17 protein-coding genes and 1 pseudogene are annotated in these 23,496 nt (G+C 32.3%); all 18 read right to left on the bottom strand.

All coding sequences use genetic code 11. The features are described 5' to 3' along the window. Positions 1 to 556: 556 nt before the first annotated feature. A pseudogene (dnaE, locus tag CPJCM30710_RS04330) lies at positions 557 to 1,783 on the bottom strand (DNA polymerase III subunit alpha); the annotation flags it as partial. 234 nt (positions 1,784 to 2,017) lie between these two features. Further along, positions 2,018 to 2,926 carry a galactose-1-phosphate uridylyltransferase gene (locus CPJCM30710_RS04335; protein WP_212902954.1) on the bottom strand — a complete coding sequence of 303 codons (909 nt, stop codon included), beginning with the start codon at positions 2,924 to 2,926 and terminating at the stop codon, positions 2,018 to 2,020. Positions 2,927 to 3,215: 289 nt separating this feature from the next. Beyond that, positions 3,216 to 3,506: a Dabb family protein gene (locus CPJCM30710_RS04340; protein ID WP_212902955.1), complete on the bottom strand. Its 291-nt coding sequence runs from the start codon at positions 3,504 to 3,506 to the stop codon at positions 3,216 to 3,218. Between the two features lie 24 nt (positions 3,507 to 3,530). Beyond that, entirely contained in the window at positions 3,531 to 4,481 is a 951-nt protein-coding gene (gene whiA, locus CPJCM30710_RS04345; protein WP_212902956.1) for a DNA-binding protein WhiA, read from the bottom strand. 21 nt (positions 4,482 to 4,502) lie between these two features. Continuing rightward, entirely contained in the window at positions 4,503 to 5,834 is a 1,332-nt protein-coding gene (locus CPJCM30710_RS04350) for a gluconeogenesis factor YvcK family protein (protein ID WP_212902957.1), read from the bottom strand. After that, complete coding sequence (gene rapZ / locus CPJCM30710_RS04355) at positions 5,831 to 6,715, bottom strand: RNase adapter RapZ (RefSeq protein WP_212902958.1); 885 nt, start codon at positions 6,713 to 6,715, stop codon at positions 5,831 to 5,833. Before rapZ ends, CPJCM30710_RS04350 begins: the two co-directional genes overlap by 4 nt. Before the next feature lie 176 nt (positions 6,716 to 6,891). Beyond that, positions 6,892 to 8,010, bottom strand: coding sequence for a GerAB/ArcD/ProY family transporter (locus CPJCM30710_RS04360; protein WP_212902959.1), 1,119 nt, complete (start codon positions 8,008 to 8,010; stop codon positions 6,892 to 6,894). Positions 8,011 to 8,029: 19 nt separating this feature from the next. Next, on the bottom strand, positions 8,030 to 9,220 hold the full coding sequence (locus CPJCM30710_RS04365; protein ID WP_212902960.1) for a Ger(x)C family spore germination protein: 1,191 nt from the start codon (positions 9,218 to 9,220) through the stop codon (positions 8,030 to 8,032). Between the two features lie 25 nt (positions 9,221 to 9,245). Beyond that, positions 9,246 to 10,703: a spore germination protein gene (locus CPJCM30710_RS04370; protein WP_212902961.1), complete on the bottom strand. Its 1,458-nt coding sequence runs from the start codon at positions 10,701 to 10,703 to the stop codon at positions 9,246 to 9,248. Between the two features lie 416 nt (positions 10,704 to 11,119). Then, positions 11,120 to 12,766, bottom strand: a complete 1,647-nt coding sequence (locus tag CPJCM30710_RS04375) for a GMC oxidoreductase (RefSeq protein WP_212902962.1) — start codon at positions 12,764 to 12,766, stop codon at positions 11,120 to 11,122. Between the two features lie 90 nt (positions 12,767 to 12,856). After that, complete coding sequence (locus CPJCM30710_RS04380; RefSeq protein ID WP_212902963.1) at positions 12,857 to 13,975, bottom strand: GerAB/ArcD/ProY family transporter; 1,119 nt, start codon at positions 13,973 to 13,975, stop codon at positions 12,857 to 12,859. Between the two features lie 19 nt (positions 13,976 to 13,994). Then, entirely contained in the window at positions 13,995 to 15,179 is a 1,185-nt protein-coding gene (locus CPJCM30710_RS04385) for a Ger(x)C family spore germination protein (protein WP_212902964.1), read from the bottom strand. Positions 15,180 to 15,197: 18 nt separating this feature from the next. After that, positions 15,198 to 16,661, bottom strand: a complete 1,464-nt coding sequence (locus tag CPJCM30710_RS04390; RefSeq protein ID WP_212902965.1) for a spore germination protein — start codon at positions 16,659 to 16,661, stop codon at positions 15,198 to 15,200. 347 nt (positions 16,662 to 17,008) lie between these two features. Continuing rightward, positions 17,009 to 17,923: a UDP-N-acetylmuramate dehydrogenase gene (gene murB, locus CPJCM30710_RS04395; protein ID WP_212902966.1), complete on the bottom strand. Its 915-nt coding sequence runs from the start codon at positions 17,921 to 17,923 to the stop codon at positions 17,009 to 17,011. Positions 17,924 to 18,232: 309 nt separating this feature from the next. Then, positions 18,233 to 20,104, bottom strand: a complete 1,872-nt coding sequence (uvrC, locus tag CPJCM30710_RS04400) for an excinuclease ABC subunit UvrC (protein WP_212903050.1) — start codon at positions 20,102 to 20,104, stop codon at positions 18,233 to 18,235. 42 nt (positions 20,105 to 20,146) lie between these two features. Next, on the bottom strand, positions 20,147 to 21,610 hold the full coding sequence (locus tag CPJCM30710_RS04405) for a peptidoglycan D,D-transpeptidase FtsI family protein (protein ID WP_212902967.1): 1,464 nt from the start codon (positions 21,608 to 21,610) through the stop codon (positions 20,147 to 20,149). Position 21,611: 1 nt separating this feature from the next. Then, entirely contained in the window at positions 21,612 to 22,832 is a 1,221-nt protein-coding gene (locus tag CPJCM30710_RS04410; RefSeq protein WP_212902968.1) for an FtsW/RodA/SpoVE family cell cycle protein, read from the bottom strand. A 109-nt stretch (positions 22,833 to 22,941) separates the two neighbouring features. Continuing rightward, a complete protein-coding gene (locus CPJCM30710_RS04415; RefSeq protein WP_212902969.1) occupies positions 22,942 to 23,382 on the bottom strand; it encodes an FHA domain-containing protein in 441 nt (146 codons plus the stop codon). Positions 23,383 to 23,496 lie beyond the last annotated feature (114 nt).

The raw sequence follows: 23,496 nt of genomic DNA on the forward strand, positions 1-23,496 counted from the left end.
ACCTTATGCTGTGGTTCACAGAGCTCTCAGGATTTTCCCGCAATTCGAGGCTCTTTAAGCACAATATTTCTACTGTGCACGACTAACATCAACTATAAAAAAGTTTCTTTAAATCTTCATATTTCTTCATCTTTCTATCAAGATATATAGTTGAAGTTTCATTTACATTATTTATAGTTGATATTTAATCTGGCATACTTACTCTTTCAGGATTTAGGAACATTAGTTATTATCCATAGGCTCTTTATCCCATGCTCTGGAGGTTTCCCTCATTTTCATCAATTGGTCAATTCCAACTCAGATTGGACTATATCATCTTATCAATGGAAAATAATTACTCTTATTATTCTCTAAAATCAAAAGTTTATGCAAACATATTTTCGCATTGACAAGCTGGGCTCTCGTGGAATGATTTATTACTTAGCTATTCATCACTCTAGTCTCTGAACCGTTCTGGTACCTTTATGCCTTTCCCAGACTTGGCTGCTGATTAGCATGCTATATTAAATAGTTTAGCCTTCCAGCATTTCACCCAGTTTTATGAGCGCCACCATTAACGCTCAAAGAGCAAGCTGTATTTTATGGAGTCAATCTTTGTTATTCCTAAGGTATATGCTACTACTGAACCTGCTGCACTCCCTCTTCCAGGACCTATGGGGATACCATTTTCCATTGAATATCTCATAAAGTCCCATACTATGAGAAAGTAATCTACATACCCCATCTGCTTTATCACTGAAAGCTCGTAATCAAGTCTTTCTATATATAAGTTTGCTTCTTCACTAACCTTACCAAAGCTAATTATCTTATCTAAATCGAAAGGCCTCTTTAAAAATTCCTTAAATATTTCATATCTTTCAATTAAACCCTTAAAACAGGTTTCTCTAAGATAATCAAAGGGATCTACCCCTTCTGGAAGAGGAAATTTTGGAAGCTTAGATTTGTGGAAATCATAATCAAAATCACACTGTTCCGCAATCTTCACTGTATTCTCCAAAGCTTCTGGCACATATGAAAACATATCCCACATCTCTTCAGGAGACTTTAAATAGAACTGATCTGATGGATACCTCATTCTATTTTCTTCATCTATGGTCTTTCCAGTTTGAATACAGAGGAGTATATCATGAGAACGAGAATCCTTCTTTTCTATATAGTGAACATCATTAGTAGCTACAAGAGGAATATCAAGTTCCTTAGCAAGTTCAATCACCATGTTGTTTACCTTTCTTTGCTCCTCCATACCATGGTACTGAAGTTCAAGGTAAAAACCATCCTTAAAGGTACTTTTATAAAAAAGAGCTGCTTCCTTAGCTTTATTTATATTGTCTGCTAAAAGGCTTGATTGAATCTCTCCTCCAAGACAAGCACTAAGAGCTATAAGGCCTTCACTATGTTCTCTTAAAAAGTCATGATCAATCCTTGGCTTGTAGTAAAAGCCATCTATGGAAGCCTTAGAAACTATCTTCATAAGGTTTTTATATCCCGTCTCGTTCTTTACAAGAAGTACAAGATGATGAGTTTCATTATCTCTATCATTGCGCTTGATATACATAGACTTTGGAACTACATATATCTCACAGCCTAAAATTGGCTTTATTCCAGCCTCTTTTGCTGCCTTATAAAAATCAACGCATCCATACATCACTCCATGATCACTAATTGCAATACTATCCATTCCAAGCTCTTTAGCTTTTGCTATTATATCAGGTATTTTACCAGAGCCATCAAGAAGACTATACCCTGTATGGAGGTGAAGATGTGTAAATTTTTTACCACTCAATACTATATCTCACTCCCTTCCTAAAAAATATATATAATTATACCTCGAAGAAATTAATCTGTATATGAGAAAAACCCCCATCCTAATACCCGTTCTTTTTTTAGTAAAACATACCCAACTTCTGAACATATGCTTTAAATCTTAAGTAATAAAGCTTCCTACAAAGTAGGCTGAAAAATAATAGTAAACTTTCTTATACAAAAGAATCACTCACCTCTTAGACAGAGTAAGGATTTAAATAAACTTCCTTAGGAGTAAAGCTGCATCCTCTGGCGCTACTGTATTTATAAATACACCTGAGCCCTGTTCAAAACCAGCCTGAAAACTTAATCTTGGTATGATTTCTATATAAAAATGAGTAGTTAATTCCCTATCCTTAGAAAAGTGATAGCATATATTCATAGGAATATCCCCTATAGCTTGGTTTATAGATTTAAAAAGTCTCTTAAGTAGTATAGTTAATTCGTCAAAATCATTATCCTTAAATTCTAAATGATAGGAACTTTTATGACACTGTGGTACTATTCTTATTTGATATTGAAAAGCAGAACCATAAGGAGCATAAGCAATAAAATCACCTTCGCTATCTATAACACGAACTTTTTCTTCAAATTCCTTCTCAACTTCCTCGCATAAAAGGCATTTCTCTCTTTGAGCTTTTCCATCTGGAATCACATTAAGCGCAATTATCTGAGAATGAGGGTGCTCCAAAGAAGCTCCCGCCCCCCTCTTATAATTTTTCAATATTTGAATGTATTTTATATCTTCATCCTCAAAGCATTGCTGAACCATTATCTTATAAGCCTGAAGAATTTCTTTAAGTTCTTCATTAGAGTATTCTGATATACTTTTGCAATGATCTCTTCCTTCTACTACTACATAATGATAGCCCTTTATTCCACTTCCCTCTAGAGTAACTACAGGATATTTATTAGGAAATACTCGTACATTCCAAGGGTCTCCCATAGTCAAAACCGCCAAAGGAGTTTCTTCTTCATTACCTTCACAAAAAGGGCAATCTATTTTCTTTAATACTTTTTCTAAAGAAACCTCCTCTTCCTTAAAATCCATAGGCCTTTTGCCTCTCTCTTTAGCAATTATAACCTGTCTTTTATTTATTAAATCATTACGCAATTCATTCATAGTAATCACCCTTACATTTATTAATTATTAACACCCCCTCTAATTTTAACATAAATTCAAAATATAGGGGTTAGTCTCAATATATACAAATTAAATTAGACAGGCATTGAGCTCTTCTACGCTTTACCGAGTTTTTTTTTTGCTCTATAGGAATTTATATAATCGTCAAGTTATGGATAACTTATAACACAATCCGCATAGTGAACTTTTTTATTAAATGGCAACAAATAAAAAAAGTTTTAATGTTAAGATATTTCTCTTATCATTAAAACTTTCTATTTTAAACTTTTTATACCCCATAATCTACAGTCTTTGAACATTCACACATTGGTCTTATAAACTGCAGAACATTATTTACATGAAAGTCACAAACTGCATATTTTTGATAATCTTCTCTTGAATCAAATCTTGTTATTAAAGCTATATCAAAGCTTCTTTCACTTTTTATAACGTCTACTCCAACTTCAATATCCTTTAATTCTGGGATTTGTCCTCTCATACTTTCAAGGATTTTCCTTGCCTTTTGAATATTTTCCTCTGAAGCTTCCTTTAACTTAAAAAATACTATGTGCGTAAACATAAAATAGCCCCCTATGTTATTACTCTATATTTTTCCTGTTCTTAACTCTTCAGCAATTTTCTCTATCTTTCTAAGCCTATGATTTACTCCAGACTTGCCTACAGGAGGATCAAGCATTTCGCCTAACTCCTTCAGTGATTCATCTGGATATGAAAGTCTAAGTTCAGCGATTTCTCTTAAGTTCTTAGGCAATCTAGCAAGTCCTATTTCATTTTGAATAAGTTTTATGCTCTCAACCTGTCTCACAGCTGCATTAACTGTTTTACTTAAGTTTGCCGTTTCACAGTTAACAAGTCTGTTTACATTGTTTCTCATTTCCTTCATAATTCTTATATTTTCAAGTTCTAAGAGTGACGTGTGCGCTCCTATTATATTTAATAGATCAACTATTTGTTCTCCTTCTTTTAGATAAACAATAAAACTGCTCTTTCTTTGAATCACTTTTGAATTTAATCCAAACCTATTTATAAGCTTGCTTAAATCCTCTGCATATTCTATGGAATGAGTAACAAATTCAAGGTGGTAGGTTTTTTCTGGATTACTTATGCTTCCACCACCTATAAAAGCACCTCTAATATAAGTTCTTGCATTTTCTTCTGATGATACAACTTCTTGATCTATTCTATAATCCAAGGTCATTATTCCATCAATTTCCATTAATATTCCTGTTTCCTTTAAAAGCTCTTTAACTCCCATTTCCTCAGTAATTAGAACCATATAAATGTTATTTTTCTTTAACGAATTGCTCTTTTTAACCATTAACTTTGAATGAATATCAAAGTGGTCTTTTAATAACGTAAACATCAATCTTGCAGATGCTGGATTTTCTGTTGTAATCCTAAAACTTATCTGTCTTCCACTGAAGGCTAATGTTCCACTTACCTTCATAATTGCAGAAATCTCTGCTAAAGCTTCTTCTCTAGTTAATTCAGTATATCTACAAATCTCTCCTTTTACCTTCGATGAAAATGACATATATGCTCCTTCCTTACTACCTTACTTCCTCACTTTGTTCTTAATGCGCTGTGATAAGTACATATACTCCAGTATCTTTTTTCTGTCGTATAAAAGTTTGTTCTCCATTATAGTTTCCATCAACACCTCTGCCAGGTGTTCAGAATCATGTCTAATTAACCCATTTCTTATATTAGCAAGATTAACTTTAACTACATCTATATCTAGTTTTTCTAAAACTTCTTCATCTAATTCAACAACCTCTGAACCGTCCTCTAAATACTTTTGTCTAAGTTCATCAGGTATGTTGTCTACATTAGCTATTATACAATTTACAGCTTCTTTTCCACAGTAATCTATGATAGTTTTAACATGACCTGAAGCCTTAAATCCATCTGTCTCTCCTGGTTGTGTCATAATATTAGAAACATAAATCTTATATGCCTTACTCTTTCCTACTGCTGCCTTAATATCTTTAACCAGCATATTAGGTAAAACACTAGTATAAAGACTTCCTGGTCCTAATATTATAGCATCTGCTTCCCTTATTGCAGTTAAAGCATCTGCTAAAGGTTTTGCATCCTCTGGAACTATAGTTAATTTTTTAATCTTACTTTTTTGATTTAATGCCTCTTCTGGAATTAAGGATTCACCCTCGATAATATTGCCATTTTCTAATTCTGCTTTAAGTTTCATGTTTTCTAGGGTAACAGGAAGTACTTTTCCGGTTACAGCTAGTACAGAACTCATCTTTTGTACAGCATCTTCAAAGGTTTCTGATATACCATCCATAGCAGCTAAAAATAGATTACCAAAGCTTTGATTTTCTAATCTTCCTCCCTTAAACCTATATTGAAGTAGTTCCTCCATAAGAGGTTCTGTATCTGCAAGAGCAAGAATACAGTTTCTTATATCTCCAGGTGGGAGTATTCCTAAATCTTGCCTAAGATCTCCAGAACCACCACCATCATCAGCTACAGTGACTATAGCTGTTATGTTAGAGGTATAGTACTTTAATCCTCTTAACATTGTGGAAAGCCCTGTTCCTCCACCTATAACAACAATCTTTGGTCCTTTAACTAATAGTCTTTTTTCATATATAAGATTTTCAATCTTTTCATTATCAAAGGAAACCTTTATATATCCTTTGTTTATAAGAGCTATAATAGACTTCATACCTTCCGTAACTGAAACATATATGACAAATATACCAGTTATATTTAAGAATATAAAAAATATCTTATAGGAGATATTATAAACTCTATGCTGCACAAGTTCATTAAGACCAAAAGATATTATCAGTATTCCTAATATGGCATAAAGTATCCACCTCTTAACCTTTATGCCTGGTTTTAACCAATCTATAAGTTTCATAGCTTCTTTGCTCCTCTATTTACATCTTCATTTATATCCCTATGGTCTATAGATGACTTATATCCGTCATTAGATAATTTTTCATGTAAAGCATTTGCAATAGATACAGAACGATGTCTTCCACCTGTGCAACCTATTGATATTATAAGTTGTCTCTTACCTTCTTTAACATAGTTTGGTATAAGAAATAAAACCATATCCTCAAGTTTTTCAAGAAATCCTTTTGTTTCTTCATGCTCTAAAACATATTTTCTTACTGGCTCATCATTACCTGAAAATGGCTTAAGATCTGGTATATAGAATGGATTAGGTAAAAATCTTACATCAAAAACCAAATCCGAATCAGTTGGTATTCCATACTTAAAGCCAAAGGATAATACTGTTATAGAAAGCTGTTTTTCCTCATGTGTACCATCCCCATATAAAACGTTTATCTTCTCTCTTAAATCTCTTATAGCATATCTTGATGTATCTATTAAGTTATCAGCTCTATTCTTCAATTCTCTAAGTTTCTTTCGTTCTTCGTCTATTCCAGTTATTACTCTGCCTGTTGGAGCCAATGGATGGCTTCTTCTTGACTCTTTAAATCTCTTTACCAACACTTCATCAGAAGCTTCAAGGAAAAGTATCTCATACTTAAATTCATTTTCCTTCAAGTAAATAAGACTTTCAAAAAGATCATCAAAGAAAATTCCACCTCTAATATCTATAACTAAAGCTACCTTATCAATCTTACCATGACTTTGAAGACAGGCTTCTGCAAATTTAGGTATGAGTTTTGGAGGTAAGTTATCTACACAAAAATATCCTAAATCTTCAAGGCTTCTTGTTGCTTCAGTTTTACCAGCTCCTGAAAGACCTGTTACGATTACAAATCTCATAAGATCCCTCCTTATTGATTTATACTTTACTAAATTATATCATAGAAAACCTGTTTTATTTACAAATAAATTATCATCAAGTTCTATTTTTTATTAGACTTTTTATGACTATATAAGGCAAAAAGGAATTTTGCTGCATGCAAAACTCCCTTCTCATTATTATTAAATACCAAAAGTTATTTTAGCCCTTTTATATATACCTTTTTATCTTTTAAAAATGCTATAATCATCAATAATAGTGGAACCCCCATTAGTAAAGATCCATGGAAATATGGAGGTATAACCTTCGAACCTAACTCATAGTGTTCAACAATACTTCCTAGATTAACAGACATAAGTATAGCTGCTGCTGATATAAACAATATTATCTTAGGTCTATGCTTTAGTGATAAACCAAATAAACTTATTGACATCTCAACGGTGGAATAAAGCCATATTAATATCTTAAAAAAATTTACTACCATGAGAATTATAATCGCTAATATATCTAATCTTTCAATAAACTCTCCAATAGTTATAGTTCCAATAGTGGTCAAGATAGGAAAGGTCAAATTTTCAAAAACATGCAATGAGTTGACCATAATGTTTACCCCCATAGTTGCACTTAAAATAATTCCACTAAAAATAACTGAAAAAAAAACAGGTTTTCTAATTTCTTGTTTTTCTTCTTTCTTAACGTTAGGATATAAATTCATAAAGTTAATGGTCTCTGAAAAAGGCACGGGCATTGTCTCCTTCAAGACATTTTCAAAAATAATTCCCCACCCATGACCTAGTACTGGCTTTAAGTTACCTAAGTGAAGTGATTCACCTGTACCTAGAAAAAGATAAATAAAAAAAAATATAATAATAATTAGTGGAAAAAATAGCTCTGCCAATCTTCCTATAACTTCTACCCCATGATAGGCAGCATAGATCATTGGTAGCATTAAAAATACTGATAAAATTAACTCAGGTGTTTCATGTAAAACAGTGGTATGTATCAAAAATCTTATATCAGCAATTACTCTTGCTACGACATATGTAAAATACATAATATAAATAAATGTGATTATATCTCCAAACCTCTTTCCTAACAAATAAGTTAATATTTTTTCAAAGGATATGTCAGCCGGATTCTTTATGTATAAATATGTATATATAAATGATAGCAGCAACCCACCTACCATCCCCACCAAAACAGCAATCCATGCATCCTGCCTAGCACCTACACCTAATACTACTACAGAGCTTCCTAATTGAAACAAAACCATAATCATAAATAATTGTTTCTTACTAATATAATTATTATTCAATACCCTCACCTCTTTTGGGTTATTCACCCTTTATAGGATTTAGTATAGTACCTGTGTCAACTATTTTAATTTTAACTTTAACTTCTACTGGAACTTTAGAAAATCCTTGTTCATTCCAAGTACTCCTAACCTCTCTCCAAAGCTTAGGATGTTGTTTTAGTATTTCATTGCCAAAGCCAAATATATCAGAATTAAACTTCTGCTTAACTTCAGTTATAGCTCTCTCTATTCTTTGTCTAACATCATCTTCCATAAATTGTTCGATTTTTTTAATAATTGCGGGATCTTTTATTTCAATACGCTCATTTACCTCCGCAATATCAGCTTCAATCTTTTCATTAACGATAATTTTAGGTTTACCACCATCATTAACCACCCTAATTTTTGAACTAAATTTTTTAACTTCCAAGCTTACTAATGCAATATCTTCATAATAAGTTATTCTAATTGTATTTTTAATCTTTCCTAGAATACCATTAATAACTGAACTTTGTTCTTCATTAAGCCATCCAATAAGTTTATCGTTTTTAAATACAGCTACTGTTCCTATCTGAATTGCTGCTGGTACTTCAGATGATTCTACATTCTTTTTAGTCATACCGATATCTTTTTTTCCTTGTAGTAATACTCCCGTTAATACAGGCTCTTTCCCCTCAGCACTTATAGTATTTAATAGTTCAACCTTTTTTATTGTTACACCAGGAGACCAAAACTTTTGTGTCATTTGTAAAGCAGAAGATATTTTATTTGCTGGAATCTTATCTAAAGGAGTAAGTGTCTTTAACACTTCTGAAGCTTCACATCCCTGTGCTACTAATAAATAATAGTTATTTCTTGATTCCCGATCTCTCATAAAATAATCTAAAACTTCATGAAGCCCATCTCTAGCTACCTCTTCTCCAAAGACTAAGATCCTAAGGTGTCCAAAATACATCTGATTAGGAACCTTTATTGTTAATTTTCTAAAAGCTTCAGATATGCTTCTTCCTTCCGCTGAGTATACAGTTATTGGTGTTGTATACCCTCCTGTTTTTGCTGCAATTTCAGAAGCATTTATAATCTGTGAAGTAAGTAAGTATTTATCTTCCTTTTTGTCAATTCCAAAAGCAAAAATTGGCTTTAGGTCTTTTAAAGATTTTCTTCCCCAACAGCCTGTGGAAGATAATGACAATATAAAAGCTAATACTATCAAGAAAGTTCTTTTACCCATATTATTACTCCTTACTTCTCTTTAGTTAATTTTTTTCATGCTTAAGTACTTTATTAGAGGGTAATCTTAATGCTGTATCTTTCTGAGCTGATACTTTAAAAGGAGCTAACGAGCTTAAGTAAGGAACTCCAAAAGATTTTAAGCTGCAAAGGTGAGTAAAAAGAATAATTCCTCCTACTCCAATACCAGGTATTCCAAATACAGAAGCTAAAAGTATAAAAATAAATCTTAACATTCTAGCTGAAATCCCCATATTAACACTAGGCGAAATATTATTGGCTATAGCTGTTACAGCTATGGCTATAATTAATATAGGAGAAAAAATTCCTGCTTCAATGGATGCCTGACCAAGAACCAACGCTCCTACGATAGAAATGGTAGTTCCTATTATTCTAGGCATTCTTATAGCGGATTCTCTTAAAATCTCAAAAATCATCTCTAATAAAACAACCTCCACAGGAGCAGGAAATGGCACTCCTTCTCTTTGGGCCAATATACTAATAAATAAAGGTGTCGGAAGCATTTCTTGATGATATTCCAATAATGCTACATACACTGCTGGTGTTAAAAGAGAAATGAAATAAGCTGCATATCTTAATAATCTTATAAAACTGCTTATAATAAATCCATTAGTATAATCCTCCGGGGATTGGAAGAAATGAACAAACAGTGCAGGTACAAGCAAGGCAAAGGGAGTGCCATCAACTAAAATTCCAACTCTTCCTTGTAATACCCCTGATGCTAAAGAATCAACTCTCTCTGTATTGTAAACAGTTGAAAATATACTATATTTTGAATCCTGAATTAACTCTTCAACAGCACCACTTTCTAATATATAGTCTACATCTATTTTATTTATTCTGTTTTTCACATCATTAACTATGGTCTCATCAGCTAGTCCATCTATATATACAATTGCTATATCTGTATTTGATTCTTTTCCCAATACTACTGTTTCAATTCTAAGATTTTTATTTTTAATTCTTTTTCTTAAAAGAGCTGTATTTGTCCTTAAAGTCTCAGTAAACCCTTCCTTTGGTCCTCTTACTAAAGTCTGAGAAGTAGGTTCATTAACTCCTCTACCTGGTGCTCCTCTTGAACTGGCTAAAAGAACTTTATTATAGCTGTCCAAAAGAATTACAGTATCTCCAGATGAAAGTCCTAGGTAAAGGGCATCTATATCCTCTACTTCTTTAACATCTGCTACAGAAATTGAAAAATCCTTTAGGATTTGAAACCACCCTTTTTCTCTTAGATCCTCCCCCTTTAAATCTACTTTTCTTACTTCAAACATTAACGCCTTAAGTATAAATTCTTGAATAAAAGTCTTATCAGTAATCCCATCAACATAAATCATTGCTGCCTTAATCTTATCTTCTTCACCTATAATGAATTCCCTTACAACAATATCACTGCTATTTCCTAGAGCAGTTTTTATGGTACTTAAATTCTCAGCTAAACTAGTACTTAAAGTTTTTGCCATATATATCATCACCTTACTCTTTTGTTAATATGCAGCTCTGTTTATTTCTATTATTTTCAATGTTTGTCCAAATTATACAAGGAACAAATGGGTATACTTTGCATTAATAATCTATACTATCAATTCTATGTAAATAAATCCAAAACAAAACTCAATAAGCATCGACCTTGCTCAGCTTTAGCTAGATTTCACTTTATGAAATGGAGACAAATGAAAAGAAGGCGTTCTAACCTTGAGTGAAACACCCTCTTTTTATTTAGAGATAAACAACTTTAATCGTTAAACAATTCCTGAAAATAGCCTCGACATGCAATACTTTTTCTAGGCTATACAAGTTCAATTCTTAATTCAATATGAACTTGTATGGCCTGAATTATAAAGTTTAATTATGAAATTATAAATCTATAAATATAGATTTATTTAAGTTGATCTACAATATGGTCTACTGTACGAGCAGCTAATGCTACAACTGATAATGTTGGATTAGCGCCTCCTACGGTAGGTAATACACTTTTATCAGCTACATAAAGTCCGGTTACTCCATGAATCTGGCCATACCTATTAGTAGCTGAAGTATTAGGATCATTCCCCATTCTACAAGTTCCCGCTTCATGAAAGTCAAATCCTGGAGGCTGCAAACAAATCTGTGAAACTAACTGTGCATCCATTGCTGAAGCTACTTGTTCTAAAGTTCTAGTCATTTGACGGATTACATACTGATCATTTTCACTATAGGAAAACTCAGCTTGAATTTCAGGCACTCCATACTCATCTAATTTTGTAGGATCTAAGAATATTCTATTTTCATATCGTGGCTCTACACTTCCAAAGCCTTGTAAAGTAAATTCCCACTGCTCTCCTGAAGGTCGTTTATAGTGATACCAATAATACCCATTCGGTCCTTTTAATTGTATCTGGTATGGGCGTTTAAATGCTTGAGGAACTAGAAGACTAATTGGTCCAATAAGATCAGAAAAATTACTAATATTTACTTTTCCTGTAGCTGTAATAAAAGAATGGTTAATTAAATAATGACCAATAGTGCTACTTCGTATTTCTGAATTTAATAAAATACGAGGAGTTTCAAGGGTACTTGCTGATAAAATAACAGTTTTGGCTTTAAGGAAGTACGGTTTCTTCTCCTTAGAAAATACCTTTACTCCTGTAACTTTATTTTTTTCTATTAGCACTTTAGCAACACGAGCATTTACAGCTAAATCGAATTGCCTATTGTTCAAAGCTCTTCCAAAGAAAGAATTAGAATCAAAAAACACGTTGGAGTGTATTTGTGCATAGTTTGTTGGTACAAGATCAGTAGCTAATGGAACTGTCGTTGCCTCAGTAAAACCCTTAGTAATTAATCGATTTAAAAGAATTTTATTGAATGTAGATTGTTCTGAATATATCTTTGAAACATTCATAACTTCCTCGGCAATATAATAGTAGTCTGCTATTTCATCTGATGTAATCGGCCAGTTCTTAAATTCTTCAGAGTAAAGACGTGGACAGGCACAAGTCCAAAATAAACTTCTTCCCCCAAGAGCTATAACTTCTGCTGCACCTGAAAACTCAGGAAGCTGCATTTTATATTGTTTTGATATTTTAGGATTTAAAAGATATCTGTCAAAACGCTCCATATTCATGGTGGCAATGTTTTGTGCATGTGTAGGTAATAAAAACCCTCCTGCTTCAACAATACCAATTCGCTTACCGCTGTTTTTCCACTGCTCACACAATCTCCAAAGTGCGGCCCCTCCCCCCATACCAGTCCCAACAATGATTACATCATAATCAGTTTTAGCCATTTCATCTAATGAAACTTCTGGAATCCAATGGTCCATGTAAGATAAAGTAACTGGACTACAAGGAGGAGGTACATTTATAACATTATTCATCTGGTTACCTAAATAATCATTTTCTATTTCATTACCTAACATTTGAAATCCATAAATCCAATGGTAACACGGCACCATTACTGGTATAGGCATTTGTCCAAACATATTGTCTCTCTGATCTTTAAAATTATCTATATGTTCTAAGTATTCATTTAGATTGAAGTACATACATGCACCTCTATAAATTAATTATATATAATTTTATGCAGCAACTTAAAAAAAACTACCTGTTTTTGAAATAATAGTTAGCGACACATACTATTTAGGCATTTTTCTATTCACATTTCTACTTTTAAAAAAACTTATAATCGCCAATAATGCTGGAATAATCATCATTAAAGGTATGTGTAAGTGCTTAGTTACAACATCTAACCCTACATAATAATGTTCAGGAACACTTTTTCCCATAAATCCAGACATAGCCACTAGTACTACACCTAAAAAAAATATTATTGGAACCCTGTTTTTTGAAGGTGAATTGGATAAATCTATTAACATTTCAACACTAGAATAAAAAAATGTTAGTATCTTAAAAGAACCACCTACCATTAACAGAATAACTGCCATTACATCGAATCTTTCAAGAAATTCTCCAATTTTAACCATACTTACAGTGAGTAAAAGAGGAAACGTAGAACGTTCCATAACAGATAATGAAATTACTGATATATTCATAGCTACAGTAAAACTTAATAAAATACCACTTAAAACCATTGATGAGATAACTGTTTTTCTTATGCTTTCTTGAACATTTACCTTTGAAAATAAATTCATAAAAACAATTGTTTCTCCAAAGGGTATTGCTACTAATACAGGAAAAACAGTCTTGAAAATAGTTCGTGCTCCAACACCAAATATAGGCTTTAAACTTTCTAGGTGAACTAACTTATTTACAGATACTAAGATATAAATAGCTATAAGAGTTAAAATAACTATTGTAAAAAATATTTCACTTGCTCTTCCTATAATTTCTGCTCCATGATAACAAGCATAAATTATAGGTAAAGTTAAAAGTATTGTTATTACTATAACAGGAGTTTCAGGCAAAACAGTTGCTAAAAGTAGCAGTCTAAAATCAGTAAGTACTCTTGATGCAATATACATAAAGAACATAATATATATGAACGTTAATATACTGCCAAAATTCTTTCCTAACACATTTGTCATAATTTTTTGAAAAGAGGGGACAACTCCATTTTTCATATAAATATATGTATATATAAACGCTAACAATATCCCGCCTATCATGCCCATTAAAATAGCTTCCCATGCATCCTGCCTAGCAGATATACCTAATGGTACTACTAAGGCGCTTCCTAATTGATATAAAACCATAATCATAAAAAGCTGCTTGTTGCTTATTAAATTATTATTCAATAACCTCACCTCTTTAGGGTTATTTAATCTCTATTGGATCTATTATAACTCCCGTATCATTTACCCTTACCGTTACAATAACTTCTACAGGAAGTTTAGCAAATTCTTTATCCCAATTATCCTTTACCTTTTCCCAAAGCTTAGGATGCTGTCTACTAATTTCTAATCCAAACCCAAATATATCAGCATGAAAATCCTGCTGAACTCTTTTTATAGCATTTTCTGCTCTTAACTTTATAAATTCTTCTACATATTTTTCAAATTTCTTAATAACTTGAGGATCTTTAATTTTAATATCATCCGTTACCTCTGCAATATCGCCTACTATATCTTCATAATAGATAATTTTAGGTTTACCTTTATCATTTACTACCTTTATTTTGCTCCTTAATTTTTGTATCTCTAAGCTTATCGGATAACCTACATAAGAATATACTCTAATTGTATTTTTAACCTTTCTTAATATGGAATTAGTAATTGAACTTTCATTTTCATCAAGCCATCCAACAAGCTTATCTCCCTTAAACACTCCTATTGTCCCTACTTCAATATATGCTTCTTGTTCTATTGTTTCAACATTCCTCCTCGTCATTCCAACGTCCTTTTTACCTTTCACCAATATGCCTGTTAGTATAGGATCTTTAGCTTCAGCACCTACATCACTTAATAGTTCATACTTTCTTATAGTTGTAGCAGGTGACCAGAATTCTTGAGCTGTTTCTAAGCTATCATGTATTTTTTCTGCTGGAATCTTCTGCAATGGAGTGAATACTTTAAGTACATCCGAGGCAGTTCCACCTTTTGCTACTACAATATAAAAGTTACTTCTAGCGTCACGATTTCTAATAAAAAAGTCTAAAGCATCCTTTATTCCTTCCCTAGCAAAACTCTCTCCCAAAACCAAAACTCTAAGATGTGGTATATTTACTTTTTTAGAAACTTTTAATGTTAATCTTCTTGAAGCCTCAGATATGCTTGCTCCTTCAGCTTCAACGGTAATTACTGGCGTAGTTCCAGTTTTTTCCTTGCCACTAACCTCTTCTGGATTTATAATCTGATAAGTAATTAAGTAGTGATCTTCTTTCTTATCTATACCAATACCAATAGCTTGAAAATTTTCATTAATCTCTCTTTTCCCCCAGCACCCCATTAAAGAAAAGAAAAATATATTAATTAACATAATACAAAAGATTTTTTTATACATACCTTTTACCTCTTACTTTTAAACTTTTTTCTTAATAACCTTTAGTATTTTTCCAGAAGTTAATCTTATTATCGTGTCTCTCTGTGCTGGTGCATTAAAAGGAGCCAAATAACTTAAATAAGGTGTACCAAAGGATTTTAATGCACAAAGGTGAAAAATATTTATAAAAGATCCAATAGCTATACCAGGTATACCAAAGGTGGCCCCTAAAAATATGAAAATAAACCTTAGCATTGCAACTGAAAAACCCATATTAATAGTAGAACTCATATTGGAGGCTATACCTGTAACTGCAATAACTATAATTGTTATAGATGAAAAAATACCTGCTTCTACAGCTGCCTGACCAAGAACTAATGCTCCTACGATAGAAATAGTAGGTCCAACTAGCCTAGGCATTCTTACAGCTGCCTCTCTTAATACCTCAAACATAACTTCTAATAGCATAACTTCTATTGATATAGGAAATGGAACTGCTGCTCTTTGAGCTGCTATACTAATAAATAAAGTTGTTGGCATCATTTCATGATGAAAGCTTAAAAGTGCTACAAGCGTTCCTGGTGTTAATAGAGTAAGAAAATATGCGGAATACCTTAGAACCCTTTTAAAACTACCCGTAAGAGATCCAATGTAATAATCCTCACTTGACTGAAAGAAGTGAATAAACAATGCAGGTACAAGCATAGCAAAGGGAGTACCATCAACTATAATTCCTACTCTCCCTTCTAATATTCCAGCAGATAAAGAGTCCGGTCTTTCTGTATTGTATATAGTAGGATACGGACTATACTTTGAATCTTGAATTAACTCCTCAATCGCACTACTTCCTATTACATAGTCCACATCAATTTGATTAATTCTACTTTTTACTTCATTAACTACTTTATCATCTGCTAATCCATTAATATATGCAATTACTACCTCTGTCTTTGATCTTTTTCCAACTACCACAGTTTCAATCCTAAGATTTGTATCCTTTATCCGTCTTCTTATAAGAGCAGTATTTGTTCTTAAAGTCTCAGTAAACCCTTCTTTAGGTCCTTTGATTAAGCTCTGGGAAGTAGGTTCCTCAATTCCTCTCCCCTGCCATCCTCTTGAGCTTGCTAAAAAGGCTTTATTGGAATAATCTATAAGAATTATAGTATCTCCAGATAAAAGACTTAAGTAGAGAGAGTCCATATCCTCTGCTTCTTTAATATCTGCAACAGAAATTGAAAAATCCTTTAAAATTTGAAACCAGCCTTTTTCCCTAGAACAAATCCCTCTCAAATCTACTTTTCTTATCTCAATCATCAAGGTCTTAAGTATAAACTTTTGAACAAAATCTTTATCTATAAGCCCATCAACATATATAACTGCAGCTTTAACCTTCTCTTCTTCTCCTATAATAAATTCTCGTATAACAATGTCGCTACTATTGCCTAAATCACTTCTTATGGTATTTAAGTTCTCAACCAAACTATCACTTAAAATTCGTATCATATATATCACCATCTCAGCCTTTATTAAAGATAACTAAAATTGATATTTAGTTAGTATTTACGTTTGAACCTTACACCACTAAAGTGGCGTGACTCTTAGGTAATCTCTCCTTTAACTGATGGATAAAATCTATCTATCCTTGATATTACTTTATAATTTCATTTAGCTTTATATCTCAAATTTCTATCAAAGTTGTTTATCTGTAATTTGTAAATAAAACTATAAACCCACTCATATGTTCATTACTGTAACTTGTTTTAGTATTTTCATGTTTAGTCCACATTATTCCACAGTATATTAAAGCTAAAAAAATGGCATCAAAAAAAGGCTGCTAACTTAGCAGCCTTTTAATCTTCGCCTATTATCCTAACCTCCGGATGTAGATCCACATCGAACCTTTCCTTTACAGTTATCTTTATATGTTCAATAAGATCAAGTACATCCTTCGCTGTAGCTCCACCCTTGTTTATAACAAAACCTGAATGTTTTTCTGAAACAGCGGCACCACCTATAGTAAAGCCTTTTAATCCAGCATCCTGAATAAGCTTTCCAGCAAAGTATCCTGGTGGTCTTTTAAATGTACTACCAGCAGAAGGATATTCTAGAGGTTGTTTTTCTTCTCTTTTTCTTGTTAGTTCATCTATTCTTTGTTTTATTAAATTATACTCTCCTTTTTTAAGTACAAAAGTTGCACTCAAAACCACATATCCCTTTGACATTATAGCGCTAGTTCTATAACCTAGTTCCATTTCTTCTTTGCTTAAAGTTATAATATTGTTCTTATCATCTATAACTTCTGCTTCTTTAATAACAAAAGAAATCTCTCCATCATAAGCTCCTGCATTCATGAACACAGCTCCACCTACACTACCTGGGATACCACAAGCAAATTCAAAACCTGTAAGACTGCGCTCTAAAGCAATTTTAGATACATCTGAAAGTAGTGCACCGCACTCCGCTACAATCTCATTACAATTAACAGATATGTTGTCAAGTTTACATATCTTTATAACAACACCTCTTATTCCACCATCTCTAACTAGAATATTAGAACCATTTCCAATTATAATGTATGGTACATTATATTCCTTGCAGAGACCTATGGTTTTAACTACTTGTTCCTTACTTCTAGGATTAACAAGTATATCAACAGGGCCACCAACTTTAAAATATATGTGTTCACCCATTGGAGAATTTAACTCTATATCATTTTCGTCATAAACGCTTAAAAGCACTTTGCTAAAATCTACATAATGATTCATCATCCAAACTCCTCAAAATTATTTTTTACATTCAATTAAATAGTATAAGATAATTACTGCCCTTTAATCAAGGTTTAAGTCTAAATTTTTTCCTTTTTTGATTAAATAAGTTAATTTTTTTATGTTTTTTACAAATTATCCCAACTATTGCATTATTAATTATTTTGTTTTTAATAAAAATAAACAACTTCAATCCATACTCAATTCAGGAAAATAGCCTCGATATGCAATGCCTTTTTCTGAATTATAAGTTCAGTTATGAAGTTGTTTATCTATATTACTTCTTTTTCACAAATTTAGGAATTAAGTTTACCTTTGATTCTTTGATGAGAAGTAACTCCTTATACTTTCTGCAGCTTTTTTATCTATGCTTGGTGTTTCTAAGAGTTCTTCATAAGTAGCCTTCTTAATGTTCTCTACACTACCAAACTTTATAAGAAGATTCTTTCTTCTCTTCTCTCCAACATTAGGGATATCCTCCAGTATAGAGTGAAGGGTTCTTTTGTCTCTTAAGGATCGATGATAAGTTATGGCAAATCTATGTACCTCATCCTGAATTCTTGTTATCATATGAATCAGGTTAGAGCTTCTTCTTAAAATAATCTCCTGATTATTAAAGATAAGACCTCTTGTGTGATGCTTATCATCCTTTACCATGCCGCATACTGGAATATCTATGTTAAAATTCTTTAAAACCTCCAGTGCAACATTTATCTGTCCTTTTCCTCCATCCATCATTATGAGGTCAGGAAATATAGAAAATTTCCCTTTGGAAAACTCAAGACTTCTTTCTTGAATCGCCCTTAACTCTTCTAACCCGTGTAAGAATCTTCTTTCCAATACTTCTCTCATACTATCGTAATCATTTGCTCCTTGAACAGTTTTAATTCTAAATCTTCTGTAATCAGAATTCTTTGCCCTGCCCTCTTCGAAAACTATCATGGTTCCTACAGAGTCCATCCCCTGGATGTTAGAAATGTCATAAGCTTCTATCCTCACAGGTATTTCCTCTAACTCTAACAAGTTTGCTAACTCTGTAAGTGCCACCCTGTTTATTTCCTTATCCTTAAGCATTTTATCCTTAAATTGCTCTAGAGTAACCCTTGCATTATTTTTCACCATTTCTAGCATTTCTTTCTTTTCGCCTCTTTTAGGAACTTTAATCCAAACTTTTGAGCCTCTTTTTACAGTTAAAAATTCCTCTATAAGTTCTAAATCCTCTAGTTCTGGTACATAAATATGCTTAGGAACTTGAGCAGTTCCACCATAGAAAGAAGTGATAAACTCTGATATTAGTTCACCTATTTCATCATTAGCTCTATCCTCAAACATAAAGTGTTCTCTTCCAGTAACTTTTCCTTCTCGTAAAAAAAAGATTTGAATGCAAGTATCCTTCTCATCACTAAATATGTGGATAAAATCTTCATCAGCTTCTTTTGCAGTGAACATCTTTTGCTTTTCTCCTATGGCTTCAACAGCTAAAATCTTATCCCTTAACTTTGCAGCCTCCTCAAATTCAAGATTCTGAGCTGCCTCATCCATCTGCTTGCTTAATTCTTTGATTATATTAGCATCTTTGCCACTGAGTATATTTATGATTTCATTGATCATATCTATATACTCCTTTTTTGATATATGTCCACCACAAGGAGCTTTACACTGCTTTATATGATAATTCAAACAGGGTCTCGTAAGTTCTCCATCTTCAGCTATTACCCTTTTACAATTTCTCAATGGAAATATTTTCTTTATAAGATTAATAGTTTCATATACTGCTGTCGCATTAGTATATGGCCCAAAATACATATTTCCATCCTTAGCAAAATTTCTAGTTACATAAACTCTTGGAAAATCTTCATTAGTAGTAATCTTTATAAATGGATAGAATTTATCATCTTTTAATGCAATATTATACTTTGGGCTGTACTTTTTTATTAAGTTACACTCTAATAGCAGGGCTTCCATCTCAGAATCAGTTACAATATATTCAAACTCTGCAATGTTTCTAACCATAGCTTTGGTCTTTTCCGAATGGCTTCTTGAACTTTGAAAATACTGTCTTACTCTATTTTTTAATACCTTTGCCTTACCAACATATATTACTTCTCCAAGGGAATTTTTCATTATGTAAACTCCTGGTTTATCAGGAAGTGTTTTTAGATGGTATTCAAAGTCAAAAATTTTTCTCACCTCCTGCTATTATATAAATATATCATATCTTTGTTACCTTCCTAATGCAGTTCTTATTACCTTTCCTGCTGCTTGAGCTGCCAATCCTCCACCAGCACCTCCATTTTCCACAATTACTGCCACTGCAACCTGTGGATTATCTGCTGGAGCAAAACCTATAAACCATGAGTGTGGTTCTGCATCTCTTCCATTAGGAAGTTGGTAGTCAGCGGTTCCTGTTTTACCTGCCGCATTTGTTCCTTTAAATACTCCCCAATCCCTATTAATTCTCTCATCAACAAGATTCTTCATATAGCCCTTAATTATATTAGAAACATCTTGAGAAATAACAGTACTTATAGCCGTAGATGGAATTTTTCTTACTAATTCTCCATCTTTATTTACTACTTCATTAACTAGTTTAGGCTCCATCATAATACCATTATTAGCTACAGTACTTGCTACTAAAGCCATTTGAATTGGAGTAGCCAATATTTTACTCTGACCTATTCCAGACTGAGCTATACTCCCTTTTTCATAATCCTTAAGTTTTGGAAATCTACTATCTTCCATAACAATTCCATCTGATGGAAGATTTTTATTAAATCCATACTTTTCAGCAGTTGCTTTAAGCTTATCGTTTCCTAATTCTAATGCAAGACCTCCAAATACAACATTAGAGGACACTGCTAAAGCTTCTTTTAAGCTTATACTACCATAGGCATTTCCATGTAAATTACTTAATGATTGTTTTGAATTGAATACTATTTTTCCATTATCATTAAAAGTTCTATTTGTTACTCCACTTATATTTTCTATAGCAGATGTTAAAGTTACAATTTTAAAAGTTGACCCTGGAGGATAAAGTCCCGATACTGCTCTATTCAACAATGGAGACTCTTCATAAGACTGTGAGTTAGCCTTCTTCATAACTTCAGCAAGATTATTAGGATCAAAGGTTGGTTTTGATACCATTGCAAGAATTTCTCCTGTCTTAGGATTTAACACCACTATTGATCCTTTATTATCTCCAAGGGCATCGAAAGCTGCCTTTTGTACTTTATCATCTAATGAAGTAATTAAACTATTTCCTATCTTTTCTTCCTTCTTATTTCTATCTTTAAAAGCTTCCATTACATTTAGAGACTTTAAGAAACTTTGAAGAGTTAAACTTTTATAATTAGTTAAATCATTATCATATTTATTTTCAAGACCAGTTATTCCATACGTAGGATTTACATATCCAAGCACATGTGAATAAAGTGCTCCACCCTTATACTCCCTATTTTGTATAAGAACATTATTTTTACTTGAAGCAGTAAGAGCATTTTTATTTCTATCGTAGATAGTGCCTCTCAATACTTCATTTCTCTTTGCCCATAATCTTTTATTTTCAGATTTTTCTGCTATTGCAGGTGCTTTAAAAAGCTGAAAGTAGGCTATATATGATATAAGAGCAATTATTAATACAAGATATACTACAAGTACTTTTTTTATGTTATCTAATATATCATTCATACTAGCCCTCCTCTGATATCTTCTGAAGTATCCCTAACGCAAAAAACATAGTAAGCATTGAAGTACCACCATAACTTATTAGTGGGAGAGCAATACCTGTTAATGGGATTACAGCATAAACTCCTCCTATAATAACTAATACCTGCATGGCAATCATAGCACTAAAACCCACTGCATTAAGTTGAGAAAATCTATCTTCTGCACTTAAAGCCGCTCTTATACCCCTATAAAATAAAAGAAAATAAAGCAGCATTATACCTATACCGAAAACAATACCTAATTCTTCACAAATTACAGCAAATATAAAATCTGTTTCATTAACTGGTACAAATCCAGGATAACCTTGTTTTAGACCTGATCCAAAAAAACCACCTGAAGATATAGCAAATAAACCTTGAACTATTTGATAACTTTCGTTATTTGCATATTTCCATAAGTCTTTCCATATAAGAACTCTTCTTCTTACGTGACCAAAAAGGCTATAACTAACTACTGCTCCACCAGCAAACAACAGAAGTCCAGTTACAACGTACTTAAATCCTGAAGTTGCGATGTAAACCATAGTGATAGAAATACCAAAGAAAATTAATGCCGAACCTAAATCCCGCTGTAGTACCATACAACCTAATGAAGCCATAACCACTAAAGCTGGTTCAACAAGTTGCTTAAAATCTCCTGAGAGGGTTTTTTTATCATCATAGGTCGATAATGCTGAAGAAAGGTATAAAACTAAAAATATCTTTCCAATCTCTGAAGGTTGAAAGCTAAAGCCTCCAATTATTACCCAGTTCTTTGCTCCATATACCTCTTGTCCTGCAATAAGAGCCATAGACATAAATATTAATGTTACAGCTAAGTATATATACTTATACTTAACGAAACTCTTTAAATCAGGTAAAAGTACAACTATAAGAATATAAGTAGTTATACCCGCAACAAACCAAATAAGCTGCTTTACAGCTACTTGGGGATTAAGTCTATATAACATCGCTATCCCTATAAAGGATAAAATAGATGCAAAAATTAGAAGAAACTTATCTCCATCAGGAAAAAATCTTCCTAAGACAAAATGTCCATAAAAAATAAGTATTATAAGTACTCCACCCATAATTAAAGCCCCTTTATCTATGGTGTCACTTAATAATGCCAAGTTAATAAAAAGGGCTATACAAAGTAAATATGAAATTATTAAAAGTCTTTTTTCGTATTTTAATGAACCCATAACTTCACCTCATCACAACAAACAAGTTAATAACAAATTTTAAACTTCAAAAAACATCTAATATAATAATTATTTTCTGAAATCTATTAAATGTTAAACGTGCTTATTTTTAATCTATAACTTTAAAAATAGTGCTTCCAAGTCTAATTTCATCTTCTATCTTTAATCTCACTCTTCCAGAGATTCTTTGTTTATTTATAAATGTTCCATTAGTACTTTCTAAATCTTCAAGGAAGAATTCATTATTTCTAACATATAATTTAGCATGATAACCTGAAACAAATTGATCATGAAGAACTATAGAATTGTCCTCCTTTCTTCCAAGGGTTATGGTTGTTCTTACAGGTATAATAGAACCAATTTTCAAGCTCTTATTTTCTCCGGATTCTAGTACCTCTAACCCATGAGCCCTTCTCCCAGTAGATACCTTTTTTCTTCCTCCACCTTTAACATCCTTGTACATAATTTTTAGTGAATAGTATATAATTGCATAAAGAATAATAATAAATATTACACCAAAAACAGCACTCATTAACTTTGTAAAACTCATAACTTCACCTCAAACAAATTATTTATATAAATCTTTTATTATATTTTTACTATTTCTTTATATTGATTATACAATAAAAAAAGTCTAAATTCATGATAACATTGTTATGTATAC

The organism is Clostridium polyendosporum (assembly GCF_018332455.1).
Lineage (GTDB): Bacteria > Bacillota > Clostridia > Clostridiales > Clostridiaceae > Clostridium_AY > Clostridium_AY polyendosporum.

Excerpts from the sequence above, each read along its gene's own strand:
- CPJCM30710_RS04335 (WP_212902954.1), bottom strand. The coding sequence starts at position 2,926 with ATGAATGAATTGCGTAATGATTTAATAAATAAAAGACAGGTTATAATT.
- CPJCM30710_RS04340 (WP_212902955.1), bottom strand. The coding sequence starts at position 3,506 with ATGTTTACGCACATAGTATTTTTTAAGTTAAAGGAAGCTTCAGAGGAA.
- whiA (WP_212902956.1), bottom strand. The coding sequence starts at position 4,481 with ATGTCATTTTCATCGAAGGTAAAAGGAGAGATTTGTAGATATACTGAA.
- CPJCM30710_RS04350 (WP_212902957.1), bottom strand. The coding sequence starts at position 5,834 with ATGAAACTTATAGATTGGTTAAAACCAGGCATAAAGGTTAAGAGGTGG.
- rapZ (WP_212902958.1), bottom strand. The coding sequence starts at position 6,715 with ATGAGATTTGTAATCGTAACAGGTCTTTCAGGAGCTGGTAAAACTGAA.
- CPJCM30710_RS04365 (WP_212902960.1), bottom strand. The coding sequence starts at position 9,220 with ATGGGTAAAAGAACTTTCTTGATAGTATTAGCTTTTATATTGTCATTA.
- CPJCM30710_RS04370 (WP_212902961.1), bottom strand. The coding sequence starts at position 10,703 with ATGGCAAAAACTTTAAGTACTAGTTTAGCTGAGAATTTAAGTACCATA.
- CPJCM30710_RS04375 (WP_212902962.1), bottom strand. The coding sequence starts at position 12,766 with ATGTACTTCAATCTAAATGAATACTTAGAACATATAGATAATTTTAAA.
- CPJCM30710_RS04385 (WP_212902964.1), bottom strand. The coding sequence starts at position 15,179 with ATGTATAAAAAAATCTTTTGTATTATGTTAATTAATATATTTTTCTTT.
- CPJCM30710_RS04390 (WP_212902965.1), bottom strand. The coding sequence starts at position 16,661 with ATGATACGAATTTTAAGTGATAGTTTGGTTGAGAACTTAAATACCATA.
- murB (WP_212902966.1), bottom strand. The coding sequence starts at position 17,923 with ATGAATCATTATGTAGATTTTAGCAAAGTGCTTTTAAGCGTTTATGAC.
- CPJCM30710_RS04405 (WP_212902967.1), bottom strand. The coding sequence starts at position 21,610 with ATGAATGATATATTAGATAACATAAAAAAAGTACTTGTAGTATATCTT.
- CPJCM30710_RS04410 (WP_212902968.1), bottom strand. The coding sequence starts at position 22,832 with ATGGGTTCATTAAAATACGAAAAAAGACTTTTAATAATTTCATATTTA.
- CPJCM30710_RS04415 (WP_212902969.1), bottom strand. The coding sequence starts at position 23,382 with ATGAGTTTTACAAAGTTAATGAGTGCTGTTTTTGGTGTAATATTTATT.